The organism is Burkholderia sp. BDU5 (assembly GCF_001522845.1).
GTDB classification, from domain to species: domain Bacteria; phylum Pseudomonadota; class Gammaproteobacteria; order Burkholderiales; family Burkholderiaceae; genus Burkholderia; species Burkholderia mayonis.
The window spans coordinates 28,097-49,674 of the sequence record NZ_LOWC01000056.1 but is presented as its reverse complement, the minus strand read 5'-3'; the positions used below and the strand labels follow the sequence as shown (position 1 = coordinate 49,674).

The 21,578-nt window shown below is 60.9% G+C and carries 24 protein-coding genes and 1 pseudogene; 6 read left to right on the top strand and 19 right to left on the bottom strand.

Features of this window, described 5'->3' with window-relative positions; translation table 11 throughout:
- The 6 genes and pseudogenes from WS69_RS11880 to WS69_RS34110 form a co-directional block, all read left to right on the top strand.
- A partial coding sequence (locus WS69_RS11880; protein ID WP_147299358.1) for a transposase occupies positions 1-123 on the top strand: 123 nt, incomplete at its 5' end.
- Between the two features lie 498 nt (positions 124-621).
- Positions 622-1,302: a response regulator transcription factor gene (locus WS69_RS11875; protein ID WP_082716133.1), complete on the top strand. Its 681-nt coding sequence runs from the start codon at positions 622-624 to the stop codon at positions 1,300-1,302.
- Between the two features lie 353 nt (positions 1,303-1,655).
- On the top strand, positions 1,656-2,420 hold the full coding sequence (locus WS69_RS11870) for a response regulator transcription factor (protein WP_059470966.1): 765 nt from the start codon (positions 1,656-1,658) through the stop codon (positions 2,418-2,420).
- Between the two features lie 69 nt (positions 2,421-2,489).
- Positions 2,490-4,802 carry an ATP-binding protein gene (locus WS69_RS11865; RefSeq protein WP_226382917.1) on the top strand — a complete coding sequence of 771 codons (2,313 nt, stop codon included), beginning with the start codon at positions 2,490-2,492 and terminating at the stop codon, positions 4,800-4,802.
- Between the two features lie 289 nt (positions 4,803-5,091).
- The gene (locus WS69_RS33205; protein ID WP_197419242.1) at positions 5,092-6,243 is read left to right on the top strand and encodes a ParB N-terminal domain-containing protein; all 1,152 of its coding nucleotides are present in this window, start codon (positions 5,092-5,094) and stop codon (positions 6,241-6,243) included.
- 83 nt (positions 6,244-6,326) lie between these two features.
- A pseudogene (locus tag WS69_RS34110) lies at positions 6,327-6,494 on the top strand (IS5/IS1182 family transposase); the annotation flags it as partial.
- 135 nt (positions 6,495-6,629) lie between these two features.
- Here the strand turns inward: WS69_RS34110 and WS69_RS11855 are convergent.
- From WS69_RS11855 to sctC, 19 genes are all read right to left on the bottom strand, one after another.
- Positions 6,630-6,929 carry a hypothetical protein gene (locus WS69_RS11855; protein ID WP_226382916.1) on the bottom strand — a complete coding sequence of 100 codons (300 nt, stop codon included), beginning with the start codon at positions 6,927-6,929 and terminating at the stop codon, positions 6,630-6,632.
- 159 nt (positions 6,930-7,088) lie between these two features.
- Entirely contained in the window at positions 7,089-7,547 is a 459-nt protein-coding gene (locus WS69_RS11850; protein WP_059470963.1) for a hypothetical protein, read from the bottom strand.
- 28 nt (positions 7,548-7,575) lie between these two features.
- Entirely contained in the window at positions 7,576-8,925 is a 1,350-nt protein-coding gene (locus tag WS69_RS11845) for a FliI/YscN family ATPase (RefSeq protein WP_059470962.1), read from the bottom strand.
- Positions 8,922-10,988 (bottom strand): flagellar biosynthesis protein FlhA, encoded by a 2,067-nt coding sequence (locus tag WS69_RS11840; RefSeq protein ID WP_226382915.1) that lies wholly within the window; start codon positions 10,986-10,988, stop codon positions 8,922-8,924. Before WS69_RS11840 ends, WS69_RS11845 begins: the two co-directional genes overlap by 4 nt.
- A 33-nt stretch (positions 10,989-11,021) precedes the next feature.
- Positions 11,022-11,774, bottom strand: a complete 753-nt coding sequence (locus tag WS69_RS11835; protein WP_059470960.1) for an EscU/YscU/HrcU family type III secretion system export apparatus switch protein — start codon at positions 11,772-11,774, stop codon at positions 11,022-11,024.
- On the bottom strand, positions 11,771-12,598 hold the full coding sequence (locus WS69_RS11830) for an EscT/YscT/HrcT family type III secretion system export apparatus protein (protein ID WP_269434742.1): 828 nt from the start codon (positions 12,596-12,598) through the stop codon (positions 11,771-11,773). Before WS69_RS11830 ends, WS69_RS11835 begins: the two co-directional genes overlap by 4 nt.
- Complete coding sequence (locus WS69_RS11825; protein WP_015603580.1) at positions 12,559-12,843, bottom strand: flagellar biosynthetic protein FliQ; 285 nt, start codon at positions 12,841-12,843, stop codon at positions 12,559-12,561. Before WS69_RS11825 ends, WS69_RS11830 begins: the two co-directional genes overlap by 40 nt.
- A complete protein-coding gene (sctR, locus tag WS69_RS11820; RefSeq protein WP_059470959.1) occupies positions 12,843-13,484 on the bottom strand; it encodes a type III secretion system export apparatus subunit SctR in 642 nt (213 codons plus the stop codon). Before sctR ends, WS69_RS11825 begins: the two co-directional genes overlap by 1 nt.
- Positions 13,481-14,401, bottom strand: a complete 921-nt coding sequence (locus WS69_RS11815; protein WP_226382914.1) for a FliM/FliN family flagellar motor switch protein — start codon at positions 14,399-14,401, stop codon at positions 13,481-13,483. Before WS69_RS11815 ends, sctR begins: the two co-directional genes overlap by 4 nt.
- 86 nt (positions 14,402-14,487) lie before the next feature.
- Complete coding sequence (locus tag WS69_RS11810; RefSeq protein ID WP_231747122.1) at positions 14,488-15,081, bottom strand: FliH/SctL family protein; 594 nt, start codon at positions 15,079-15,081, stop codon at positions 14,488-14,490.
- A gap of 23 nt (positions 15,082-15,104) precedes the next feature.
- Complete coding sequence (locus WS69_RS11805; RefSeq protein ID WP_156438071.1) at positions 15,105-15,755, bottom strand: hypothetical protein; 651 nt, start codon at positions 15,753-15,755, stop codon at positions 15,105-15,107.
- Entirely contained in the window at positions 15,748-16,596 is an 849-nt protein-coding gene (sctJ, locus tag WS69_RS11800) for a type III secretion system inner membrane ring lipoprotein SctJ (RefSeq protein ID WP_059470955.1), read from the bottom strand. The genes WS69_RS11805 and sctJ overlap by 8 nt, the downstream gene beginning before the upstream one ends.
- Positions 16,586-16,957: a hypothetical protein gene (locus tag WS69_RS11795; protein ID WP_226382912.1), complete on the bottom strand. Its 372-nt coding sequence runs from the start codon at positions 16,955-16,957 to the stop codon at positions 16,586-16,588. The genes sctJ and WS69_RS11795 overlap by 11 nt, the downstream gene beginning before the upstream one ends.
- Positions 16,954-17,385, bottom strand: a complete 432-nt coding sequence (locus WS69_RS11790) for an HrpB1 family type III secretion system apparatus protein (protein ID WP_059470953.1) — start codon at positions 17,383-17,385, stop codon at positions 16,954-16,956. The genes WS69_RS11795 and WS69_RS11790 overlap by 4 nt, the downstream gene beginning before the upstream one ends.
- 63 nt (positions 17,386-17,448) lie before the next feature.
- The gene (locus tag WS69_RS11785; protein ID WP_226382911.1) at positions 17,449-17,652 is read right to left on the bottom strand and encodes a hypothetical protein; all 204 of its coding nucleotides are present in this window, start codon (positions 17,650-17,652) and stop codon (positions 17,449-17,451) included.
- 96 nt (positions 17,653-17,748) lie between these two features.
- Positions 17,749-18,201, bottom strand: a complete 453-nt coding sequence (locus WS69_RS11780) for a hypothetical protein (protein WP_156438069.1) — start codon at positions 18,199-18,201, stop codon at positions 17,749-17,751.
- A 19-nt stretch (positions 18,202-18,220) separates the two neighbouring features.
- Positions 18,221-18,451: a hypothetical protein gene (locus WS69_RS11775; RefSeq protein ID WP_059470951.1), complete on the bottom strand. Its 231-nt coding sequence runs from the start codon at positions 18,449-18,451 to the stop codon at positions 18,221-18,223.
- Positions 18,452-18,513: 62 nt separating this feature from the next.
- Positions 18,514-19,626 (bottom strand): FHA domain-containing protein, encoded by a 1,113-nt coding sequence (locus WS69_RS11770; RefSeq protein ID WP_059470950.1) that lies wholly within the window; start codon positions 19,624-19,626, stop codon positions 18,514-18,516.
- The gene (gene sctC / locus WS69_RS11765) at positions 19,623-21,500 is read right to left on the bottom strand and encodes a type III secretion system outer membrane ring subunit SctC (RefSeq protein ID WP_231747121.1); all 1,878 of its coding nucleotides are present in this window, start codon (positions 21,498-21,500) and stop codon (positions 19,623-19,625) included. Before sctC ends, WS69_RS11770 begins: the two co-directional genes overlap by 4 nt.
- Positions 21,501-21,578 lie beyond the last annotated feature (78 nt).

Sequence of the window (21,578 nt, the reverse complement as noted above, 5' to 3'; positions counted from 1 at the left end):
ACCAGCGTCGTCGAAGGCATCAACAACACCATCAAGGTCATCAAGCGTCGCGCTTACGGGTACCGCGACGAGGAATACTTCTTCCTCAAAATCCGCGCCGCGTTCCCCGGAATTCCTCGATGAGCCTAAAATAAACCTACCCCCGGATACCCCAAGATAAAAAACATCGCAACCGGGCTGGAGGGACATAACTATTTCTACGGCAGCCATTTGGGAGTCGGCATTCGTTAGATGAATCGGCATTCGTCCAGCGTCGTTCAATTCGCGGCGAATTCTGTTCGAAGCGCCGCCGTTTGAGCCCTTTATCCGTTGCGGGCGCCGGCCCGCAACGGCCTGACGAGCGAATCGAAACGCACTCGTTCGACGCCAAAAGCGATTGAACGTCCGGCCGGGGCGGCTGCGTTCTTCATGATCAGCCACCGAATTTAACAAACGTCCAGAATATTTCCCCTATCCGAGTTCCCCGATGAGAATGGCGTCATCGTCATTACCGGTGCATCCGCGCTGTCCACCCCGTGTTGGGAACCGCGGCTGCGACAACGTCCAGGTTGTCCCAGCGCGATGGCAGCGCCGCTTGAGGAGTCCTATACCGCAGCACCGTTTCCATAGCGAGGAACATCCGTGCGTTCACCCCCGACCAAAGTCGTCATTGCCGACAGCCAGCCCGTCATGATTTCCGGGCTCGCATATGAGCTCCAACGTGATCCGAACATACAGGTGGTCGGCACCGCACGGAGTCCGGGCGATCTCGTCGACATGCTGACACGACGCGAGTGCGACGTCGTCATCTCCGACTACACGATGTCCTCCGGCTGTGAAAAATACAGCGACGGCATCGCGATGTTGTCGTTGATTCGACGCCGCCATCCCGGTGTCGGCCTCGTCGTGTTCACGGCAATCGACAATCCCGGCGTGATTCGCTCACTGTTGTCGAAACACATTTCATGCATCTTCAGCAAGCGAGACCATGCCGACGAAATGCCGGCCGCCGTGCGCGCGGCCAAGTCTGAAGAAGCCTATCTTTCGCCGGTCATCGCCTCGATTGTTCGGGAGAGCAAGACGGACGCCCCGACCTCGAGCCGCGGTCTCGCATTGACGCCTCGTGAACTGGAAGTCGTGCGGCTTTTCGTGTCCGGTCTCACGATCAACGAAATCGCCGCTCGCCTGCGTCGCAGCAAACAAACGATCAGCTCACAAAAAAATAACGCCATGCGCAAGATGAGCATCAAGCGGAACATCGATCTCATCAAATATGCCGTCGACACGAAGCTCGCTTGCTCAATCAGCGCAACCGCTTCGTGACACGCGCCGCGGGCATCATGCCTTTCCGGCGGCAATGTCTCGTTCATGAAGTTGCGGACATTTTCATTCGGAGTCTCCGAGAGCCGGCCAGATAAAAAGAAACGAGGCGCATCGAAAGATCTGCCGTGCCGTCTTCCGATAGCCGCCTCAGACGGCATGAACGTCAAAAAACGTCCGCGTGATCTTTTCCGATTTGCTTATTGGCGATTTCATCAGCGCCGACGAGCTTGCATAAAAGTCGTCGCGAATTAATATTCATTTATGCAACTATCATGCAGTTTGCTTCCGTTCGATTTTCTAACAATAACCTTTCAAAAGATCACCTAACCCCAGTTACGATCACGGGCTCGTCCATGCAAACGGAATTCAGAAAACGCATTGCGATCCTCGAAGACGACGTCAATCAAGCCAAGACGCTCGCAGCCTGGCTGGAAAAAGCCGGTTACGACACGGCTGCCTGCGACGACGGCGATCGCTTTCTCGATCTCATCGAGCAACAACCATTCGACATGTTGCTCCTCGATTGGGACGTTCCGGGCGCGTCCGGAATCGACGTCCTGCAACGAACTCGCGAACGCATCGCGCACGCAATGCCGATCGTGCTCGTCACTCAGCATGACGAAGAAGCCGACGTCGTCTACGGCCTCGAGCACGGCGCGGACGATTATCTGGTCAAGCCCGTCACTGAAAATATCCTGATCGCCCGCGTCGGCGCGCAATTGCGCCGCTACTATCCCGCGGCTCCGGCCGAACCGGTCATCAAAGCCGGAGACTACGAATTGAGGGGCTCGCGAGTCATCACGCTATGCAGCCAATCGATCGATCTGCCCGAACGGGAATTCAGGCTTGCTCAATTACTGTTTTCGAATCTAGGCCGGATCGTCACCAAGAAGGCGCTCATTCAGAAAATTTGGAGCACCGATTCGGATGCCAAACTGGAAGAATCGGCAAAAGGCAATCGCAGTCAAGAAGCGATGCTCTCGACCTATATCAGCAAATTACGCACGCTCCTCCGGCTCGGCGCACGCCACGGGGTCGTGATAACCGCCATCTACGGATATGGCTATCGGCTGGAACAGATCCGCGGCCAGGGAAGCGATGAGAAACGGACCACTTAGCGCGGCCGCACGATTGTTCTCTGCTCCGCCGCCGCGTGTGCGGCGGTCGCTATTCCGAAGAATTGCCGCGTGCGAAAGCTACTGAACTTCTTCGCGGCGCTCGGAAGCGGCCCGATCGTATTCATGTTCGCGATGTTTGCGCTGGCGCTGCTGGGCTCGTATCCCGCAGGCGGAGTCGTGTCGGGCACGCTCGACCGCGTTCTGTTCGACTTGATGGCGCGCATGGTCGCACACAAACCAACCGGCGACATCGTCGTCGTCAACATCGACGAACCCACGCTCACAGCGCTCGGCGCACGCAACTTGCCGGCCTACTCGAAGGCATTGCTCGATCGAATGGGTCTTGCCCGGAGCATCGTGCTGGATTTGCCCCTTGCGCCCGGCTTGGATTACGGCAGCCTCGAACGAGGCATGCAAGATCATCCGCAGGTCATTCTGGTACGGCCCAGCAACGCCACCGACGTCTCGGGCAATCCGGTCCTGCCGCTGCCGCGCGCGCTGGCCGATCATGCTGCCGCGATCAGCCAGCGCGACGTTACGATCGGCCACTATGGCGTCGTGACGGGCTTCGTGCCGTACATTCGCACTGCGAGCGGAACCATCTCGCATATTGCACTCGATGCGCTGCGCGTCGCGCGTATCGAAGCGCCCGTCCCGTTCGAGGACTACCTGGAACCGTATGCGCCGTCGGTCGATGCGGAACGCGTTCAGGCAGTGTCGATCGTGATGCCGCCCGTCGAAGCGACGCGGCAATATTCCTATCTCGACGTCGTGCAAGGGCGCATTCCCGGCGACGCGTTCGCCGGCAAGATCGTATTCGTCGGACACGAAGCCTGGCTAGGCGAGGGTACCTATCAAACGTCGTCGCTGCATTCAGAAGCGATATCGCGCGTGCAACTCGACGCACTGATTACGGAAGCGGTGGCGTCCGGCAGTCTCACGCGGAAAATAGCCTATCCGGCCGAGGTGGCGATCCAATTCGTCATTACGATCGGCATCGCGCTCATCTGCTTTGTCGTGCCGGGGCGTGCGATGCACTTGGCCGCGCTCGCCTGGGTTCCGCTGATATTCGCAATTGCTCTCGGGCTGCTGTTGTTTCATGTCTGGCTGCCCATTGGCTTTCTGCCGGTCGTGTGCATATTGATCTACGGCTTTTTTGCGTCAGTGCGCCATCACCGTACCCTCATGCTGCTGCGTCGCGAAGTGTCCGAGCTCAATACGGTTCTCGCGTCGATTCAATCGTCCGACGTCACCAAACTGACGTCGATCCCGGCGCTCGCGGCACATGGCGAACTGCGTCACATAGAAAGCATGATCCACGAAATCCGCTTATGGCAACGCACCTATGTGAGCATGATCGATCGGCTGCCCTATCCGGTTTTTCTCGAGCTCGAGGGTCGGCTCGCGGTGCGCAACGACAAGGCAAACAACCTGTTGCTTCCCGACGCTTCAGACGCCGCTGACTGCTCATTGAAAAAACGAACGGCTCCGCTCAACATGCTCAAGCAAAAAATCGACGCTGCGCTGCATGCTGCGCCGGGCACACCTCGCGAAATCGTATGGCGGAGCCGGGAATACGTCCTGCTTTGCGAACCGCTTGCCGAAGCAGCCGACAAGCACGGACAAACGAACGCTTGGCCCGCGTCGCAACTCATCAGCCTCATCGACCTTGCTGACGCGAAAAACTACGTCGCGTACGATAAAGAAATGCTGCGCCACGTCGCACATGATCTGCGCAGTCCGCTAACGACGATCCTCATGCTGATCGAGCGGCGCAGCGCCGAAACCGCCGTGGCCGATGCGACGCAACACGATCACGAATTCCTGCGGAACTTGCGCCGGTATGCTGACTATTCGCTTCGGATCGCCAAGGAGTTCATGCAGCTCGCGCGTGCGGAGCGGCTGGAAAAAGACACGTTTGTGCCGATCGCTCCCGCGGACATTGTTCGCGACGCAATCGATCAGGTCTGGTTTGCGGCAGAGCGAAAGGCCATTAAGCTGCATGGCCCCGAAGTGAGCGCCGATACTTTGCTGATCCGCGCAAACCCGGACATGTTGGTGCGCGCCATCGTCAACTTGCTGGACAACGCCATCAAATATTCAGCTCATCAAACGGAAATTCGCGTGCGGATCGAGGAAACCAACGATCGTCACGTCGCGCTGCACATCAACGATCAGGGCATCGGCATGTCGGATGACACGCTCCAGCATTTGTTCGAGCCGTTCTATCAGGCCGAGCGTCAGCACGATATCGATGGGGGCGTCGGCCTGGGTCTGCCGTTCGTCAGAGCAGTGATTCAGCGCCACGGCGGAACGATTCACGTGTCCAGCGTACTCGGACGCGGCACCGAATTCGTCATCAGGTTGCCGCTATTCCCGTAGCCACGCGACGCGCTGGCGACGCGGCAGGTTGACTTGGAGTTGTTCGACTTTCGATCTGGCTTGTCACATCGCGTCGTTGCGCAGAGTTCGCCCACTTCGAGCGCGGCGACAGAAATGCTTCGTTCCATTCGCCTCGTCTCCGAGCATCCATTCGCCGTCTTCGATAGATGATTTTCGTGCCAGTCCTATTTGCTGCGCACGAGAAACCTCATATTGTGTCTCTGCCGATTTTCGCTACCGGGATGGCTTCCAGAATTCGATGAGAACCATCCATTGCATGGAGGGCAGAATGACATCAGTTAATTCCAAGCCTCTTGGGTCGCTCACACTTCCGATTCATGACAGTACGGATGTTCGAGGCGCAGGTGAACCCATATCGGCCGACGTCATTCCGGTCGCAAATTCACAGGTGTTCCGCACCGGCCATTCAGACGCAACTGTCGATCGACTGACAAAATACGAAAATGAACGATCGAACAGAAGGCCGCGGGCGCTGCAAGAACCTATACGGCATATTAACGAAAGCTATTCAGACTATCAAAAACGAAGAATGGCGGCGGGTTATCCAGTCGATCCTCAGGAGTCTCGTAGATCGCCGTGGGACATTGTATTAGAACTGATTTTTACTTTTGCTGCTGGTGGGCCGATAGGAGGGGGCCCCAGTGTCAGGCCAATTCCGGTCCGTCCATCGCCGCGTCCGTCCACCATCCCGTCACCACGCCCGTCCCTCGCTGCATCGCGATCGTCTTCGATTTCCTTCGAGAACACACCGTTGATTCCACCAAAATCCGGCGCCCCGACTAAAATTAGTGCGCGGCCGTCCCCTGTGAGGCCACAGATCGAACTCAATGAAGGTGGTGGCTTGTCAGGTGGAGAGAGTGGCGCGGTGATCCAGGATTCAGGTGTGGCGCCCGAGCCAACTGGCGGAGCCCATCTACCCGCCGAGCGAGAGCCGGAATCGTTATCCCGAGAAACTTGGAATCGTCAATCGAAGGACGATCTGAACGATGATTTAGTTCAGAAAATTAATGAGACATTTGAAGATTCTCTGGATGTGCGAGTTCATACGTCGAAAACCGGCGAAAAGACATATCTGATTTATGATCTGGATGATAAAGCTTACATCTCCATCGAATCAAATGAGACTTGGTATCCCACCGAGACTTATAATTATCATGAAATTTATACATGGAGAACCGGAAATCCAGATCAGAAATACGCACCGATCGATAAATTTGCTCAGAGCCGTGAATCGCTGGATGGGAAGCGTTACGGGAGCGTAATCGAAGCAATAAAAAAAGGAGTGCGCATTGAACCAGTTCAGGTAAAAATTGTTTCCTTGGAAGGGGAAACCAAATTCGAAATCGTTAACGGCAATCACCGGCTTGCCGCTGCACGCGTGCTGAGGTTAAAGACTGTTCCATACGAAATTGTGCGTTAGAGACGGTTTCAAAAATACGCACAGTTGCTGTTAAGGAAGGTTTGCAAAAGCCCTGGATTTGATGATGCCGTGAGCTATCCTCGGAAGGCAGCATCCGTGCCAGGGTCGGGCATCCGTTTCGCGTCCTGAAGCGCCAGTTCTGCTATATGAAGACGCGCTACTGGAGCTTGATGAAGAACGTCGCCCAGATCACCACGTTGTTTGCGCCGGACAACCTGTGGATGGCGCGCAAGACTTTGCGTAAGGCGTAGAAGGTGAGCGGATTGCTAACGGATAATCGCCGGCGCGATCTTCCGGCAGAAACGGGACGTCGCCCAGGCAGGCGCCGCGACGGAAGGCAAGATCAAACCCAGGGCCTCGAGCAACGCGACGCCGTCGAATGGAATTCAACCGCGCCTTACCCAGACGACCTTGCCCTTCTCGATTCCCAAGGTCCGCCGCTGCGCCTGATAGTCCATCGTTCCGGGCAGCGCCTTTCCGTCCCTTTCCCCGATTCGCCAGGTACAACCCGACAGCAGCGTTACCGCTTCGGCTTCGGTTTTCCCTTGCAGCGCGTCGTCCGGCAAGGCATCCGCTCGGCATTGCGCGCGCGTCTCTTGTGCGCCGTCCGGAGAGAGGCCGCCACGCACGGCCTCGGACACGCCGGTGCACGCAGTCAATGCCAGACACGACGACAGTACGCCCATCGCCGGGCGCCATCCATGCTTTCGAAACAAAATTTCCATCATCCGCCTCACTGAGTCTAGAAAGTTGTACGTACAAAGGTCCCGAAACGGGATCGATTTCGCGAATCGCCCGACCGGCGACTCGGCATGCGCGATGCTCGGGCCGCGCAGCAGCGCGCCTTAGCGGCCGCGCCGTGCGACGGCATGTTCGTGGTCCTCTTCGGCTGCCGCCTCCCGCCATTTTCCGAGAGCGGCGCGCCTCATCCGGTAAACGTTTCCCAATTCGTCGTGCTTGAGCATCGCACGCTTCTGGGCATCGCGCGCCTCGATCAATGCCGCTTTTCCCCGCTCGAGCTCGCGCTCTGCGTCCAACGTCTCGAAGATCTGCTGCTCGATCCACTTCAGCGGCATGCGCATCTCGTCGGACGTGCCGGCCAGCCTGCCCGCATTTTCGGGCACGGCGCGCATCCAGTTTCGCTGCATCGCGACAAGCTTGCCGAACCGCTGCCGCAACGCGGCAATCTTGTCGTCGATCGCGCGAAGCGCGCGTAGCGTTCCCGCGAGTTCATTCCTCGTCCGCTCGCTTCGCATGCCGGTCACCCGGCTCATCGAAAGCAGCACTTTCGATTTCTCGCTCACGCGCGCCGCCTCGAATGATCGATCGGGTTCAATCGCCCGCTCCCGCGTACTGCTGTGCAATGTCGCGCAAACGCATCGTGGTTTCCTCGATCGCTACGGATTCCCGCGTGCCTTGCTTGAGAAAGCCGGTCAGATCGCCATGCGCCGCAATCGCACTATCCAATACCGGATCGCCCCCGTCGCGATATTCGCCGATTTGCAGCAGCAATTCGGCATCGTCGTAGCGCGCGATCCATTCGCGACATCGGGCCGCCGCCCTTGCCGTCGTGAAGTCGACCAACTGCGGCATCACACGGCTGATGCTGCTTCGTATGTCGATCGCCGGATAATGTCCGGCACTCGCCAGCTTGGGAGACAGCACGATATGTCCGTCCAGCAGCGAGCGAATCTCTTCTCCGATCGGGTCTGTTATCTCGGCGTCTTCCAATAGCACCGTGTACAACGCCGTGATGTTTCCGTTTTTCGCCGGGCCCGCCCGTTCGACAAGGCCAGGCAGCGCGGCAAATACGGACGGCGGATAGCCGCGCCGGACCGCGGGCTCCCCGGCCGCCAGCCCGGTTTCGCGCATCGCGCGCGCGAAACGCGTCACGGAATCGCACAGCAGCAGCACGTCGTACCCTTCGTCGCGAAAATATTCTGCAATCGTCGTTGCTGTATATGCGGCCTTGATGCGCTCCATCGACGGTCGATCCGACGTCGCTGCGACGACGACTGTGCTTTGCCGTTGCGTCACCGAGAGAATCTCGTCCAGGAACTCGCGCACCTCGCGCCCCCGTTCCCCGATCAGCGCAACGACACACACGGTCCCGGAAGCCATATTGCGCGCCATCATGCCGAGCAACGTGCTTTTCCCGGTGCCCGCCGGGGCGAATATGCCAATGCGCTGCCCGCGCCCCATCGTCAGAAATCCGTCGATCGCCCGGACGCCGGTCTGCAGAATCGCCCGAATCAAGGGCCGGGTCAACGGCGGAGGAGGCGCCGCCGCACTCGGACGCGCGGCCATGCCATCGAGTGCCGGACCGCCGTCGAGCGGCCGCCCCAACCCGTCCAGCACGCGCCCGAGCAAACCTGCGCCGACGCAGACGCGATGGCTGTCCACGCACGGTCGCACGAGCGTCGAAGTACCGAGTCCCGCCACGTCGCCCAGCAGCGTGACGAGCGCGGTTTCGCGCGTCAGTCCGACGACCTCGCCCAGTACGCGCTCATCACTTCCGGAACGCGACAGCTCGCATAGCTGACCGACGCGCAGATCGACGCCCGCGACCTTGACTTGCGCCCCCGTCACTTCGACGAGCCTGCCGAATCGCCGGCCCCGCAGCGCACGATTCAGGCGCCGCTCGAACGACGCGCCAAGCGATTCGTATCCGGCGTCGCTCATTCGCGGAATCCTTCGACGCTGCCGCTCATGCAAGCTCCAGGCTGCTCGAGCTCGGTGACGCAAATCGTATGCAGCACCCGATACTCGATTTCGTCCGAAATCTCCTCGACCGCAAGCACCGTCATGCGTCCTCCTCCGCCAGCCACCAACATCTCGACCGAGCGGCGCAGATCCTGACCGGTCACGAGTACTGCGCCGCGCTGCTCGCACCAGGCTTCCTTCATCCCGTCGACCACCCGTTGGACAAACAGATGTTGTTCGTCGACCTGCAGATCGAGAAACTTTCCCTGCCCGGTGACGATCAACTTCTGCCTCAATATCGCTTCCAATTCGGGGGCCAGCACGACGATCGGAATGCAGTGCTCCGCACCGCCCCACTGATTCGAGATCTGACTCGACAAAGCTTGCCGCGCCGACGAAACGAGGCCATCGATGTCGTTTGGTTGCGCACAGCCCTTCGTCAACCCCTCTGCAATCGCGCGCGTGTTGCGAATCGCGATGCCGGATCTGAGCAGCTCGACGAGCACGTCACGAAAGACGAATAGATGAATCCGCTCGGCGAGCAGGTTGACGAGCTGCGGATAATGCCGGGATAGCGCATCCTGCAGATAGCTCGCTTCCTGAATGCCGAGGAAACGCCACGGCCTCGAGCAAATCGCCTCGCCGATCCGCTCGACGAGCGCCGCCTCGAGCGCAACGGGCTTCTCGTCGTCCGCGCGATGCCGTCCGGCCAGGACGTCAAGCGGCATCCGCCGCGCGCGCTCGACGTCATCCGATGCGAGTTCCAGTTGATCGGCCGCGATGGGAACCTCGTCGACATCCACGGCATAGCCGTATGCCGGCAGCGCAGGATCGGCCGAAAGTGTCAGTCCGGGATAAGGCACGCCGCTTTCCCTGAAGCGCTCCCTCAGCGCAAGCAGCAGACGATCGAGTTCAAGCGGCCTCAGCCGATGGAAGAGATCGAGGCCGAGTCGCACACGCAACGGCACCGATACGCCGAGATCGCCGTCGACGACCGCGTTCGCGCCGCCGTCCCGGCGCGCCCAATGCTGGCGAGCCGATGCACTGCCGCCTCTCATGACGTTCAGCCGCGGAATCAACGCAGCCAGCAGCGCAAGCGCAGCGGCCAGACCAAGAAACGCCATCGCCGGGAAGCCGGGAACGAGCGCGAAGCCGGCCGCCACGATCGCCGCCGCGAAAATCGCTCGCGGCTGGCTCGCGATCTGCGTGCCGATATCCGCACCGACTGCGGTCGCGCTGTCGATCGACGCGACGCGCGTAATCAGGATGCCTGAGGCAAACGAAATCAGGAGCGATGGAATCTGCGACACCAGGCCGTCGCCGACCGTCAACACCGTATACAGGCGGGCGGTGTCCGCAAGCGCATGACCATTGACCGCCGTGCCGATCACGATTCCGCCCACCACGTTGACGATTGCGATCAGCAAACCGGCAATCGCATCCCCTTTGACGAATTTGCTTGCGCCGTCCATCGCGCCGTAAAACTGGCTCGTCTGCTCGAGCTGCCGCCGGCGCTCCAACGCATCGGCCTTGCTAATCATGCCCGCGCGCAAATCCGCGTCGATCGCCATTTGCTTGCCGGGCAACGCATCGAGCGAAAAGCGCGCGCCCACTTCAGCGACGCGATCCGCGCCTTTCGCAACGACGACGAACTGGATGATCGCGATGATGATGAAGACCACGCAGCCTACGACGACGTCCCCGCCGACGACCAGCTTACCGAACGTCGTGATGATGTCGCCCGCGTAGCCGTTCAGCAGGATCTGACGCGTCGTTGCAATGTTCAATCCGAGGCGAAACAGTGTCGCTACGAGCAGCAGCGTCGGAAATGTCGATAGATGCAGCGCATGCGGAATGTACACGCTCAATGCGAGGATCAGCACCGATGCTGTGAGGTTCAGCGCAAGCGCGACATCCAGGATCGGAATCGGCAGCGGAAAAATAATCAGGCAGAGCACGCCTAACACCGAGACGATCGGAATGCTGTCCACGTGCCGCCCGAGCGCGCGTTGCAGCCGCCGTCCGTATTGTTCGTCCGCCATCGTCTTCGCTCCAGTCGTTTTGCCCATGCCGTGTCATCGATCGGCCAGTTCGGCGTGTTGCCGTCGCCTTTCTCCCTTGACGAGCGGGTCGCCCTCCTGCTGCTTGTAGTCCCGCTTCACTTCGTCCTTCGTCATCTTCAAACCCTTGATGTATTCGTACCGCTGATAGCCCACGTCGATCACCGCGAGCGCGACGAGCACGGCGATCGACGCCGTCGCGATCCTGAACAGCAGGCTCGTCGTCAAATTCAGGGTCGACGGTAAATCGACAGTTGCGACGGCGGCCAGATCCGGCAGCGCGACGCGAATCACCACGAGCGTGCACGCCCCGACCGCCGCGACCTTGACGAGATTCTTCGCCAGTTCGACGAGCGTGCGCAGAGAAAAAATGCTCTTGAGCTGATTGATCGGATTCAGCTTGCCGAAGTTCGGCGTCACGGGCTTCATGCTCAGCAGGCCTTTCGTCTGCATCAGTTCGAGCGCGATCGAGATTGCCGCTCCCGCCGCAGCCACACCGACGCTCAATGCGATGGTCGGCACGATCACCCTGCTCATCGCGAAATCCATTCGCACGGAATCGGGCAGCCTTTCTTCGCCGATCAGCTCGAACAAGCCGTGCAGCACTCGCACCGCCGCCCCGAACACGAAGTCGAACGACAACGCAAGCGCAAGCGGCCACGCTGCGCCAGCGACGGCCTGAGTCAGATCGCGGGACTTGGAGATCCGCCCCGCCCGCCTCTCCTGGCGCAGCCGGCTTTCGGTCGGCTGTTCGGTCTTCTCGCTCATGTCCCTTCCACCCGACGAAGAAACTGCGCGGCGAACGCCTGCGCTTCATGAAACGCGTCGACGAACGCATCGGTAAACCCCGGACCGACGATCGCGATCAAGACCAACGCGAAAACCAGCTTGATCGCGACCGACGTCGTCAGAATGTTCAATTGCGGCGCGGCGCGCCCGATCAGGCCGATTCCGTATTCGACCAGAATCAACGTCGCAACGAACGGCCCTGCATGACGAATCGCCGTATCCACCATCGCGTTGAAGCCTTGCCTTGCGATGTCGGTCACATCAGCGATCGGCGGCGCATTCATTTCCGTCACCGGCCAAAAGCGTTGCGACATTGCATACAGTTCACCGAGCGCGCCGAATCCTCCGGACGCGACGAACATGAAGAGCGCGCTTTGCTCGAACACGTCGGCGAAAACCGTCGCGGATCGTTCGGTAGAGGTCGGGTCGAACAATTGCACCGACATCAGGCCCGCTTGCTGATCGACGAACGTTCCGACCGCCCGCGGCACTGAGAAGAGCGGCAGGAAAAACATGCCGGTCAGAACGCCCAGTGCGAACTCCCTGACGGCCACGAATGCGATCTGACCGGCCGGCAGCGCGCTCGGCATCATGTGATAGGCGAACGGAAGCGACGGCAACGCGAGCGCGAGCGCGATCGGCAAGCGCATCGTCCACGCGTGCCCCGCCTTCATCAACGGCGGAATCGCGAGCAGCAATCCGTAGCCGCGCGGCAGCATCAACGCCAGCACGGCGATCGCCTTCTCGAGATCGTCCAGCCCGTTCACGTGCCGGCGCTCCCCGAACCGATTTGCGGAATCCATTCGAAGCCGCGCTCGAACGCGGCGAGCATCTCGACGGCCATCCACTTGCCGAAGAGCGCGAGAATGAACAGCACGACCGCAATCTTGACGCCATATCCGATCGACTGATCCTGGACCTGAGTCACGGCCTGAGCGATGCCCACGAGCACGCCGACCACGAGGGCCGCGAGCACCACGGGCCCGCTGACGATCACGACCGACGCCATCACCTGCTCGACTGCGTGCCCGAGCGAAAACGTATCCATTAGCGATAGGTCAAGATCAGCGACTGAATGAGCCGGGACCAGCCGTCCGCTAGGGCGAACAGCACGATCTTCAACGGAATCGACACGATCGTCGGCGAGAACATAATCATTCCCATCGCCATGAGAATATTGGCGACGATCAAGTCGATGGCGACGAACGCCAGATACAGCACGAAACCGATCTTGAACGCCGCGGTCAGCTCCGAAATCGCGAATGCGGGCGCGAGGATGAAGAAATCGTCCGGCTTCACGGACTTCGCCATGGCGTCCGGCCAGATTTGCGCAGCGCTGGCGATCAAGCGTTCCTGCTCGCGAGGATCGACGTGCTTTTTCATGAATCCGCCAACCGGACCGCTCACGGCCCCCGAGAGCCACTCGATCCGACTTTGCCCGCGTGCAGGCCCGTTCGATGCGTTCGCCGCCACGTCGCTCAGCACGGGCGCCATCACGTACAGGGTTACGATGAGCGCGAGAGCGTTCGTAACGAGCGTCGACGGCACCTGCTGAATGCCGATCGCGTTCTTCACGAGCGCGAACACGACGGCGATCTTCGTAAACGACGTGACGAGCACGCAGGCTGCGGGCAGCATGCTCATCGCGACGGCCAGCGCGAGCAGGTCGAGCGGCTGATCGAGGGTCATGCGGCAGCGCTCACGCTCATCGCGTCGATGCGCACGCCCAGCAACCCGTCTATTTCGACCAGACGGCCTTGCGCGAAACGCGAGTCGCAATAGCAAAGATCAACCGACATCTCGTCGGCGGCCTTCGCGAGCCGCAACACTTGCCCGCTTCTCAAATTCGCGAGCTCACCCAGCGTCATTCGGCAAGTCGCCAGTACGACCGTCAGTTCCACGTGCCGATCATCCAGATCCGCGCGCGCACTGCGCGTATCGAGCGTCATTTCGTCTTGTTCGATCATCACCGTCCCTTCCTTCTCGCAAGCCACCGGATATCGGTAGCCCAAACCATCTGCGACCAACTCGCCGCGCAGCGGCCCCGTGCTCTCTCGTCCGATCACGACGATGTCGCCGAATCCGAGCGCCAGGTATTCGGCGCGATCCAAACGCACTCCGCGCAGCCTCAGCGTGCAAGCGACGGGCAGCGCGGACAGCGCGGGCAGCGCGGGCAGCCTGTGCGCGCGCGTCGGCACGAGCGCACGCGCCGCCGTCGCCGCATCAGCCCAGCAGCCGATCTCGATCCACGCCAGACGCAATGAAACCCGCATCAAGCCGGCGGGAACCGCTTCGTCGGCCACGGCGTGTATCGACACCGGTGCGGCAAACACCTGTTCGAGCGCGTCGAGCAACCCTGCATTGCGCAATGACCATAGCTCGGCGCGCATTGCCGGCGACAGGCTGTCGAAGGCAAACCAGCGCCGATGCGGTCCACGCCGATATCCGGCGAAATAAATGGCGATCCTCACTCCGCCGATATCCGTCACCAGGCACGTCGCACGCTCCGTTCCGTTGCTTTTCGCATCGCCAAGCGGCCTGAAACCGATGCGTCGGCACGACAGCGCGATCAATTGATTCAGCGTGTGCCATTCGACGCGCGACAAGACGTCCGCGCAGCGAAGCCGGAAATCGCCATCGAACGGCTGCGGCGATTCGACGTGCGCGTTCGTCGCGATTTGTTCAGTAAAACTCACCCTCTCTCCTTCTCGAGCGGCTCCGTATCGCGCCAGGCTTCAAGCGCCGCTCGTTCAATTCCCTCGAATAGCGCGCGCCATTCGTACTCGACTACGGCAAACGGAGATTCGAGTCGGCAATCGCCTCGTCCGATCGACGCGTCTTCCACGAGCACCGATCGTCCCGACGACGGCCAGCGCGCCATCGCGTCGCGCGCCGCGGATGCGTCGTCGGGATGCACGACGACGCTCAGCGCATGCGCCTCTTCAAATTCCGCGCGCGCATGCTGAATCACCGCCTGCACTCTCGCGCCATCCGATAGCTGGCCAACGAGTCGCGTCACTGCCAACCGGACAAAGCTCGCGAATTGCGCCTCGAAGGTTGCGTGCGCGCGATCGAAAAAACCGTGTGCGTTTTGCAAGCGCTCCGCCATGGTCTGGAAGGCTTCTCGCTTGCCTTGTGCGTAACCGTCCCGACGCGCGTCTTCAATCGCGGCCAGTCGATCGACGCGTGCCTGCTCGAGGTCCGCAACGAGACGCTTACGCAGGTCGATCGCTTCGAACAATGCCTCAACCGCCTCCGCCTTGACGACTCGCGACGCGGAAAACACATCGCTCTCGCCGACAGCGTTTTTCAGTACCCTAAAATACATTTCGCGCGTGCACTCAGGTCCGCATGCTCGTGCATGGCCAATACGACTTTCGCGCACTTGCGCGCGTCATCGACTGGTTCGGCATGCTTGAAATATCCGGGACGAAATTTCAATCGCACCCGCCGCGCGGCTGAATCCGGCAGGCAGTCGCACAGGGCGCGCAATATGCGTCGCTGGAACCGCAGCAGGCGAAGCGGCAGCCGCTGCGTCATGCCTGTTCCGTTCAAGCGGCCGAGCGGCACAGCGTCGACGCTGCATGGAAGCGCGAGTACGCGGTCGACCAAACCGCGGCCGAGTACGCGCGTGCAGTGCCGGACGTCATTGCCCAACACGCAGAGTCGAATCGACTCTCGCATGGCGACGGCCGAGCCGAGGCGAGCCAGCCTACGCAGATCTATCGCGTCGAGCAAAGCGATCCGGCCCAGTTCGTCATCCCATAGCGCCGTGCTCACGAAGCCGAGCCGATGCTGCTCGATCAGGCGCATGGAAAAAGTCTCCGCACGCGACACGCAAGGCGTGCCGGGCGCCCGGTCCGAGCGCTCCCTCCATAACGGGTGGACATCATGCGCGACGTTCACGTTCAGATTCCACAGCATCCGTTTGACGCCGCGCGGCAAGTTCGCATCATTCATGAGATTGCCTGATTCTCTTCAGCCATCGCTTCAGTTTTCCCTCGCTCATCCGTCCGAGCCAGTCGCGCTCCATCGAGCGCGCCACGACGAAGAGACCCGCCGCCACGCCCGCGCCGAGCAAAATCCATGGCAGAAAAACCAGCCACATCAATCTCCCGTAGCTGCGCGGCGAAACCGCCATGCCGAGTGTCTGGACATATTCGGTCGACGCGGGCATCGCCGATTGCGGAGACCATGGAAACAGCGCGACTGTCACGTTCGACCGATCGAGATCCTTGACGGCCCCGACGACGAGATCCTTGATCGCGAGCGTGTTCTGCTGCATGTTGACCTCGGCCCGGTATTTGACGAATACCGAGGCAGTCGGCGTCTGCCGAGTGCGCAACAACGGTTCGCGCTTCGGAATGTTGAGATGTACACGCGCCGAGATGACGCCATCGATAATCGAGATCGTCTTGCTCAACTCCTGCGAGATCGCGTAAATCGAGCGCATATGCTCCTCGACAGGCGTCGCGATCAAACCTTCTTTCGGGAATAGCTCGCCGATGCTCTTGAACCGTTCGCGAGGCAAGCCTGCCGAGTTCAGGATTTCGAGCGCGAGCGCGACATCGGAGCTTGCCACCGACAAGCGCCATCCGTCGGCGCTGCGCTGATCCTTCCCGGCGGGAATGCCCGCTCGCCCCAACACCGACAGCATCTCGTTCGCATCGCTTTCGCCGATCTGGTCGAACAGCGCGGCATTGCCACAAGCGGTCAGTGTCGCGGCGGCGAATGCCGCCAGCCACAGCGACCTGGAACGTCGAAGAAACGGACGCTTTGCGATGATGTCGTCACGCTGCATTCAGAACCGTCTTGATCGATTGGTTCAGGTTCGTGACGATGCCCGTCACGGCCTCGTGTTTCACCTTGAAGAGGATCGTGCGAATTTGAAGCTGATGCAGGCTGGCGATGCCGATCTTCGCGGCGTCGATTTGTCCGAGGTGCCGCATCAACATCGCGTCGTCGCGCGCGAGCATCGTCTCGGCACGACGAATAGCGGCGATGGGGCCCGTCGCACGCGCGGATTCGACCGTGTTTGCCAAGTCGATCGGTGCGTCCACCGGCTGCGGTCGCGGCGCCTGCGTGCGCAGTAATTCACGATGACCCGACAGGGTCAATGCAGAAATCGATTCCATATCCCAGATTCCTTCGTCAATCGTCAAAAGGAACGCTTGAGGCGCCCTGCGGTCGAGCACACTGGCGCCGCGGCACGCGGTTGGCCGCGCGTGTCGATCGCAGCGAGGATCTCGCGCGCCATCTGTTTGCCCCCCAGACTGTCAGTGGTGTTCGCCGCCTGCAGCATCGGAACGCGCCAATTGCCATCCCCGCTCTGCAGCATTGCAAGCCCCAGACAAGCCAGTGCGAAGCTGTTCTCCGGCTGTCGCGACAGCACGATTTGCAGATGCAGCTTTGCCGCGGCGAAATCGCCCGCTTCGGCATGAACGAGCGCCTCTCCCAAATGCGGATAGCCGTACTCCGGCTGGAGCCGCCGCAAGGCCTGAAACACTCGCAAAGCCGAGTCGAAGCGCTTCTTTCTTCGCAGAAAATAGCCGACCTGATTGATCTGCTCGATAACCTTCGCGTCGTCCATCGGCAATCTCTCTTTACGCCCGAGCACGGAAGCCCGTCGACAGAACGGGCTTCCGCCGTTCGCTTATCGGTTCGTTGCGCGCGCGGCCACCGACATGCCTTCGCCCACAGCCGAGATCACCGCCTGTGTCGACTGGTTCGTCGCCTTGTACAGTTCGGTCAGCACCTGAAGCTCGTTCAGATCCTTCTGATCGAGATCGGTCTGCCCCGACATCGACTGAGCCTTCTGCTCCATCCGGTCGGCTGCGTTCTTTTGGACGATATACATCGCATTAGCAATCACGCCAATAGACGCCATAACTACTCTCCTTTAAAGAAATCTCGATGCCGCCATTCGGCATCGTTCGCTACAGGTCAGATCGCGTTATTTGACGATCGATTTGACCATGCCCAGCACGGGCGACATCGCGCTCATTGCGAGCGAACCCAACGACGACGCCATGTTTACCCCGCCTTTCATCAGGTCGGTAATCACTTTGAAGATCTGGGACAGCGGTTCGCCGATCGCTTTGGTCAAATCCGTCAGCTTCTTCAGCATGTCGCCGAAGTTGAATCCGCTTTTCTCTGCGGCGTTCGAGCCGCTGCGCTCCGGCGACGGAGCCGTCGAAGCTAGGGACGAACGCTGTCCATTCAGGCCGTTTTGCAGCGTTTCGGCAGTGCTCGCGCGGTGCGCTGTCTGGGCGTGCGTCGCGAAGGGCGCGACGGGAGCATTCGCCGGCGCACCGATCGGCTCGGTGCGGGATGACGGCTTCAGCAGCGGAATGCCCGCATTTACGGGATTTATCATGAAATCTCCTATCTGAAAATCGTGATTCATCACTTCACATCGCCCGCTGCTATTCGGACGCCTTCAATCGCTCCAATTCCACTCGAGCGCACGAAATCGCTTCCGCGTAGCGCAGGACGGATGCTCGATCCTGCGAATCAGGACGATGCTCCCATTGCTTTCGCATCGCCGCTTCCGCATCTTTCAGTTGGCGTATCAACGCGTCCAGTCCACCGCTCCGATCCAGCGCGGCTTCGAATTTCGACGGCTTGCCCGCCATCAACGTCGCAAACAGATTCATCCATCGTCTCCGCTCGTGCCGACTTTCCGCAAACGTCGTCCTTAATCGTCGGCGGCAGCCGGTCATATGCCGTCGTCGGCCGCCCCGTGCCGTTCGACGAAAATCGATCCTTGACCGATGCGCACCAGCACCAGACCTTTCGGCAATTCCGCCCCGGGAAACAGTCGCTCGCCGTCCTTCGCAAGCAAAAAGCGCGTCGTGCCGATCGACAGAATCGAAAATGGCTGAGGCGGCAACTCCTGGGTCCGGTTGTAGTCCGGACCGCTAAACGTAACCGCGCGTAGACCGGTGATGTCGCGCAACATCTGGTCGCGCAGCCAGGCCTGAAAGCGCGGCTGCAACGCCGCAGGCGACGCGACGCGCACCTCTCCCATCCCGCCCGCCTCCACCACCGCCTCCGGCACGCTGCGCTGAACATAATCCCGGGCCTGTCGCTCGATTCGCTCGTTCGAATGCAAACGTAGCGTCGGTCGCACCTTCATCGAAATCGCGACCTTTTCCGCGCGTCGAACGTCTTCATCTCGAGGCAGATATCCTTCGATGACGACGACGTGCCTGGTCGGATCGGCGAAAACCTGAAGTCCGCGCATGTCCATGCTGGCCAGGCGCCGCCCGATCTGCTGCGCCATCTGCACCGTATCGGGCATGACGACCTCATTGCGCTTTTTCCATTGCGCCAGCACGACCATCAACGGCAGACACGCACACAGCGCCGCCAGGACGATGATCGATCCGGCCGCGGCGCGCCGACGCTTTTCGTCTTGCGCGATCCAATGCATGATTCGATCGCGCCAACGCGACAGCCGGGATCGCGCAAGCTTCGGCTCGTCCGCTTGCGCTCCGTCCCACGCGGCTCCCGGTTCGCCCAGGCCGAGCGACACGTCGCCGAGCTTGACCCGCTCCCCACGGCGCAATAGACGTTCCTTGCCGTCCGGCACCGGCAGACCGTTCACCTCGATCGCGCCATCGAGGCCCATCGCCCGAATCTTTCCGTCGCGCTCGACCAGCATCAAATGGCGGTCCGCCACACTCGCGTCGCGCAGCGTGAGGTCGCATGCCAGATCACGGCCGATCACCGTATGGCGACGCCCGTCGAGCACAAGCCGCGCTCCCGCGTGCAGCCCGGTCAGGACGAAAATCTCGAAGCGACACGCGAAGTCGGACGCGCCATTCAATTTGCATCTCCTCGCGACGCATCCGGGACGACCGCGGCGCTCGCGCCCGGCTCGACCGCGGGCTTCGACGAGATCGGCTTCGCTGCCGGGCATTCCGGTTCGTCGAAGCCACCGCTCTTCCCGACGCTCGCCGCGGCGCAGAAGCGTTCCGCCAGCGCGCGTTCCCTGCCGTTGGCGCCCGCTATCGGATGCGCATCCTCGGAATCGCTCGCCCCAAGCAGTTTTGGCGTAATCAAAAACAAGCGCTCTTGACGATCGACCTGCGTCGAGCGAAAACGAAACAACGCGCCCAGCAACGGAATGTCGCCGAGCAGCGGAACCTTCGCCTCGCGGCCATCGTTTGCATTCCGAACATATCCGCCAATCAACAGGCTCTCGCCGTCGCGCACGATCGCTTGCGTCGTGATCGTGCTGCGGCTCGTGACAGGCAATTCATCCACGCGCCGGCTGCTGAGCATGCCGTCTTCGATGAACACCTGCAGTCGAATGTCCGCCGCTCCGTCGCTTTTGCGCACGACCGCCGGCACGACGCGCATCTGCAACCCCACGTCAATCTGATAAAGCTGGGCGGCGCGCTCGCTGCTGACGCGCGGGTAGAACACCTGCTGATTCGTCAACACGGCTTCGTTGCCGTTCAGCGTCGCGAGCTTCGGTCGCGACAGGACGCTCGCCTTGCCCTGCGTTTGCAGTGCATGAATGCGGCTCAGGAAGTTCAGCGCGCCCGAGCCGCCAAAAATCGAGAAATTCGGCCCGCTCCCGCGCGTACCCTGAGCGTCGGGAAGATCCCGGCCGATACTCGCGCCGGACGTCGTCGACGCGATACGAAACCGGCTTGCCTGCAACGCCCAATCGAAGCCGATCTCCTTGAGCGCCCCGTCCTGCACGTCGATAATCGCTGCCTCGATCTGCACCAGTTCCGGTTCGACATCGAGGTCGCGAACAACGGCCTCGAGCTTCGGCAAAATTGCGACGGGCGCCATGACAATGACTGCGTTCGTGCGGCTGTCGCCGACGATGCGAATGGATGCGCCTGGCCGCCGGCTCAGCCGCAGATCCGCGCCCGACGCGCGATCCGTGGCGGCCTCCGGTTCCGGCAGCGGCGGCCTTGCTTCTTGCCGGTCGCCGTCCGGCGACGTCTGGTCGAACAAGGCACTCAACGCCGACCTCGGCCGCCGCTCGGGCGACGCGGGAAGACCCGGCGTCGCGGCGAACGGATCGCGCGCCACCTCGCCGTCGAGTCCGTCCAATCCGTCCACGAGACGCTGCAACGTGTTCGCCACGCCGCGCACGACGGTCGTCTGTCCGCCAACGTGATAAGTAACGTCCTCCGCCCACGCGTTCTTCAGCGGAATCACGCGAAAATCTGTCTGCGTGCCGTCGGCCTGCCGTGTCGCGTTCGCTTCCATCAATGCGATCAAATCGGATACGCGCTCGACGTAGGCAGGTGGCCCATTCAATTGCACGGCGGACGGAGCGCTCATCGCGTTGAACCTGAAGCGGCTGTCGAGATAACCGAACTCGAGCGCGGCGCGCCTGACGTCGTCCGCGCCGACTTTGGTCAGCGGGCGCAATACGGTCCGGTTCTCCGCAAGCGCTGTCACATGCATGGCGGTGCCGTCGAAATAGCCGACCAATCCATATGACTGCGCCAGGTCATTGAATATCTGTCGCGGCGCCTGCCGGAAATCGCCGCTCACAGGGGCGAGGTCTTTCACTGTCTCGGAGATCTGCACCGGTCGTTGCTGAGTGACGAAAATATCCTCGAGCATGCGCGACAACGCGGTCGATTTGGCCTGGTACGAGAACACTGCGTCCTTCCACGGAAAGCTCGCGGCCGCCGCCGGAACCGAAGCGGCCATCGAGACGGCGAGCAAGACGTGCCGCAGCATTCGCGGAAACGCTCGCGGACGTTTTTCTCCGCGATCCGTCGACCAGCGATTCATGAGATTCTC

Bases quoted from the DNA above. Each gene is read 5' to 3' on its own strand.
- WS69_RS11870 (WP_059470966.1), top strand. From the start codon at position 1,656: ATGCAAACGGAATTCAGAAAACGCATTGCGATCCTCGAAGACGACGTC.
- WS69_RS33205 (WP_197419242.1), top strand. From the start codon at position 5,092: ATGACATCAGTTAATTCCAAGCCTCTTGGGTCGCTCACACTTCCGATT.
- WS69_RS11855 (WP_226382916.1), bottom strand. From the start codon at position 6,929: ATGGGCGTACTGTCGTCGTGTCTGGCATTGACTGCGTGCACCGGCGTG.
- WS69_RS11845 (WP_059470962.1), bottom strand. From the start codon at position 8,925: ATGAGCGACGCCGGATACGAATCGCTTGGCGCGTCGTTCGAGCGGCGC.
- WS69_RS11840 (WP_226382915.1), bottom strand. From the start codon at position 10,988: ATGGCGGACGAACAATACGGACGGCGGCTGCAACGCGCGCTCGGGCGG.
- WS69_RS11835 (WP_059470960.1), bottom strand. From the start codon at position 11,774: ATGAGCGAGAAGACCGAACAGCCGACCGAAAGCCGGCTGCGCCAGGAG.
- WS69_RS11830 (WP_269434742.1), bottom strand. From the start codon at position 12,598: ATGGATTCCGCAAATCGGTTCGGGGAGCGCCGGCACGTGAACGGGCTG.
- WS69_RS11825 (WP_015603580.1), bottom strand. From the start codon at position 12,843: ATGGATACGTTTTCGCTCGGGCACGCAGTCGAGCAGGTGATGGCGTCG.
- sctR (WP_059470959.1), bottom strand. From the start codon at position 13,484: ATGACCCTCGATCAGCCGCTCGACCTGCTCGCGCTGGCCGTCGCGATG.
- WS69_RS11805 (WP_156438071.1), bottom strand. From the start codon at position 15,755: ATGAATGATGCGAACTTGCCGCGCGGCGTCAAACGGATGCTGTGGAAT.
- sctJ (WP_059470955.1), bottom strand. From the start codon at position 16,596: ATGCAGCGTGACGACATCATCGCAAAGCGTCCGTTTCTTCGACGTTCC.
- WS69_RS11790 (WP_059470953.1), bottom strand. From the start codon at position 17,385: ATGGACGACGCGAAGGTTATCGAGCAGATCAATCAGGTCGGCTATTTT.
- WS69_RS11785 (WP_226382911.1), bottom strand. From the start codon at position 17,652: ATGTATATCGTCCAAAAGAACGCAGCCGACCGGATGGAGCAGAAGGCT.
- WS69_RS11780 (WP_156438069.1), bottom strand. From the start codon at position 18,201: ATGAATCACGATTTTCAGATAGGAGATTTCATGATAAATCCCGTAAAT.
- WS69_RS11775 (WP_059470951.1), bottom strand. From the start codon at position 18,451: ATGAATCTGTTTGCGACGTTGATGGCGGGCAAGCCGTCGAAATTCGAA.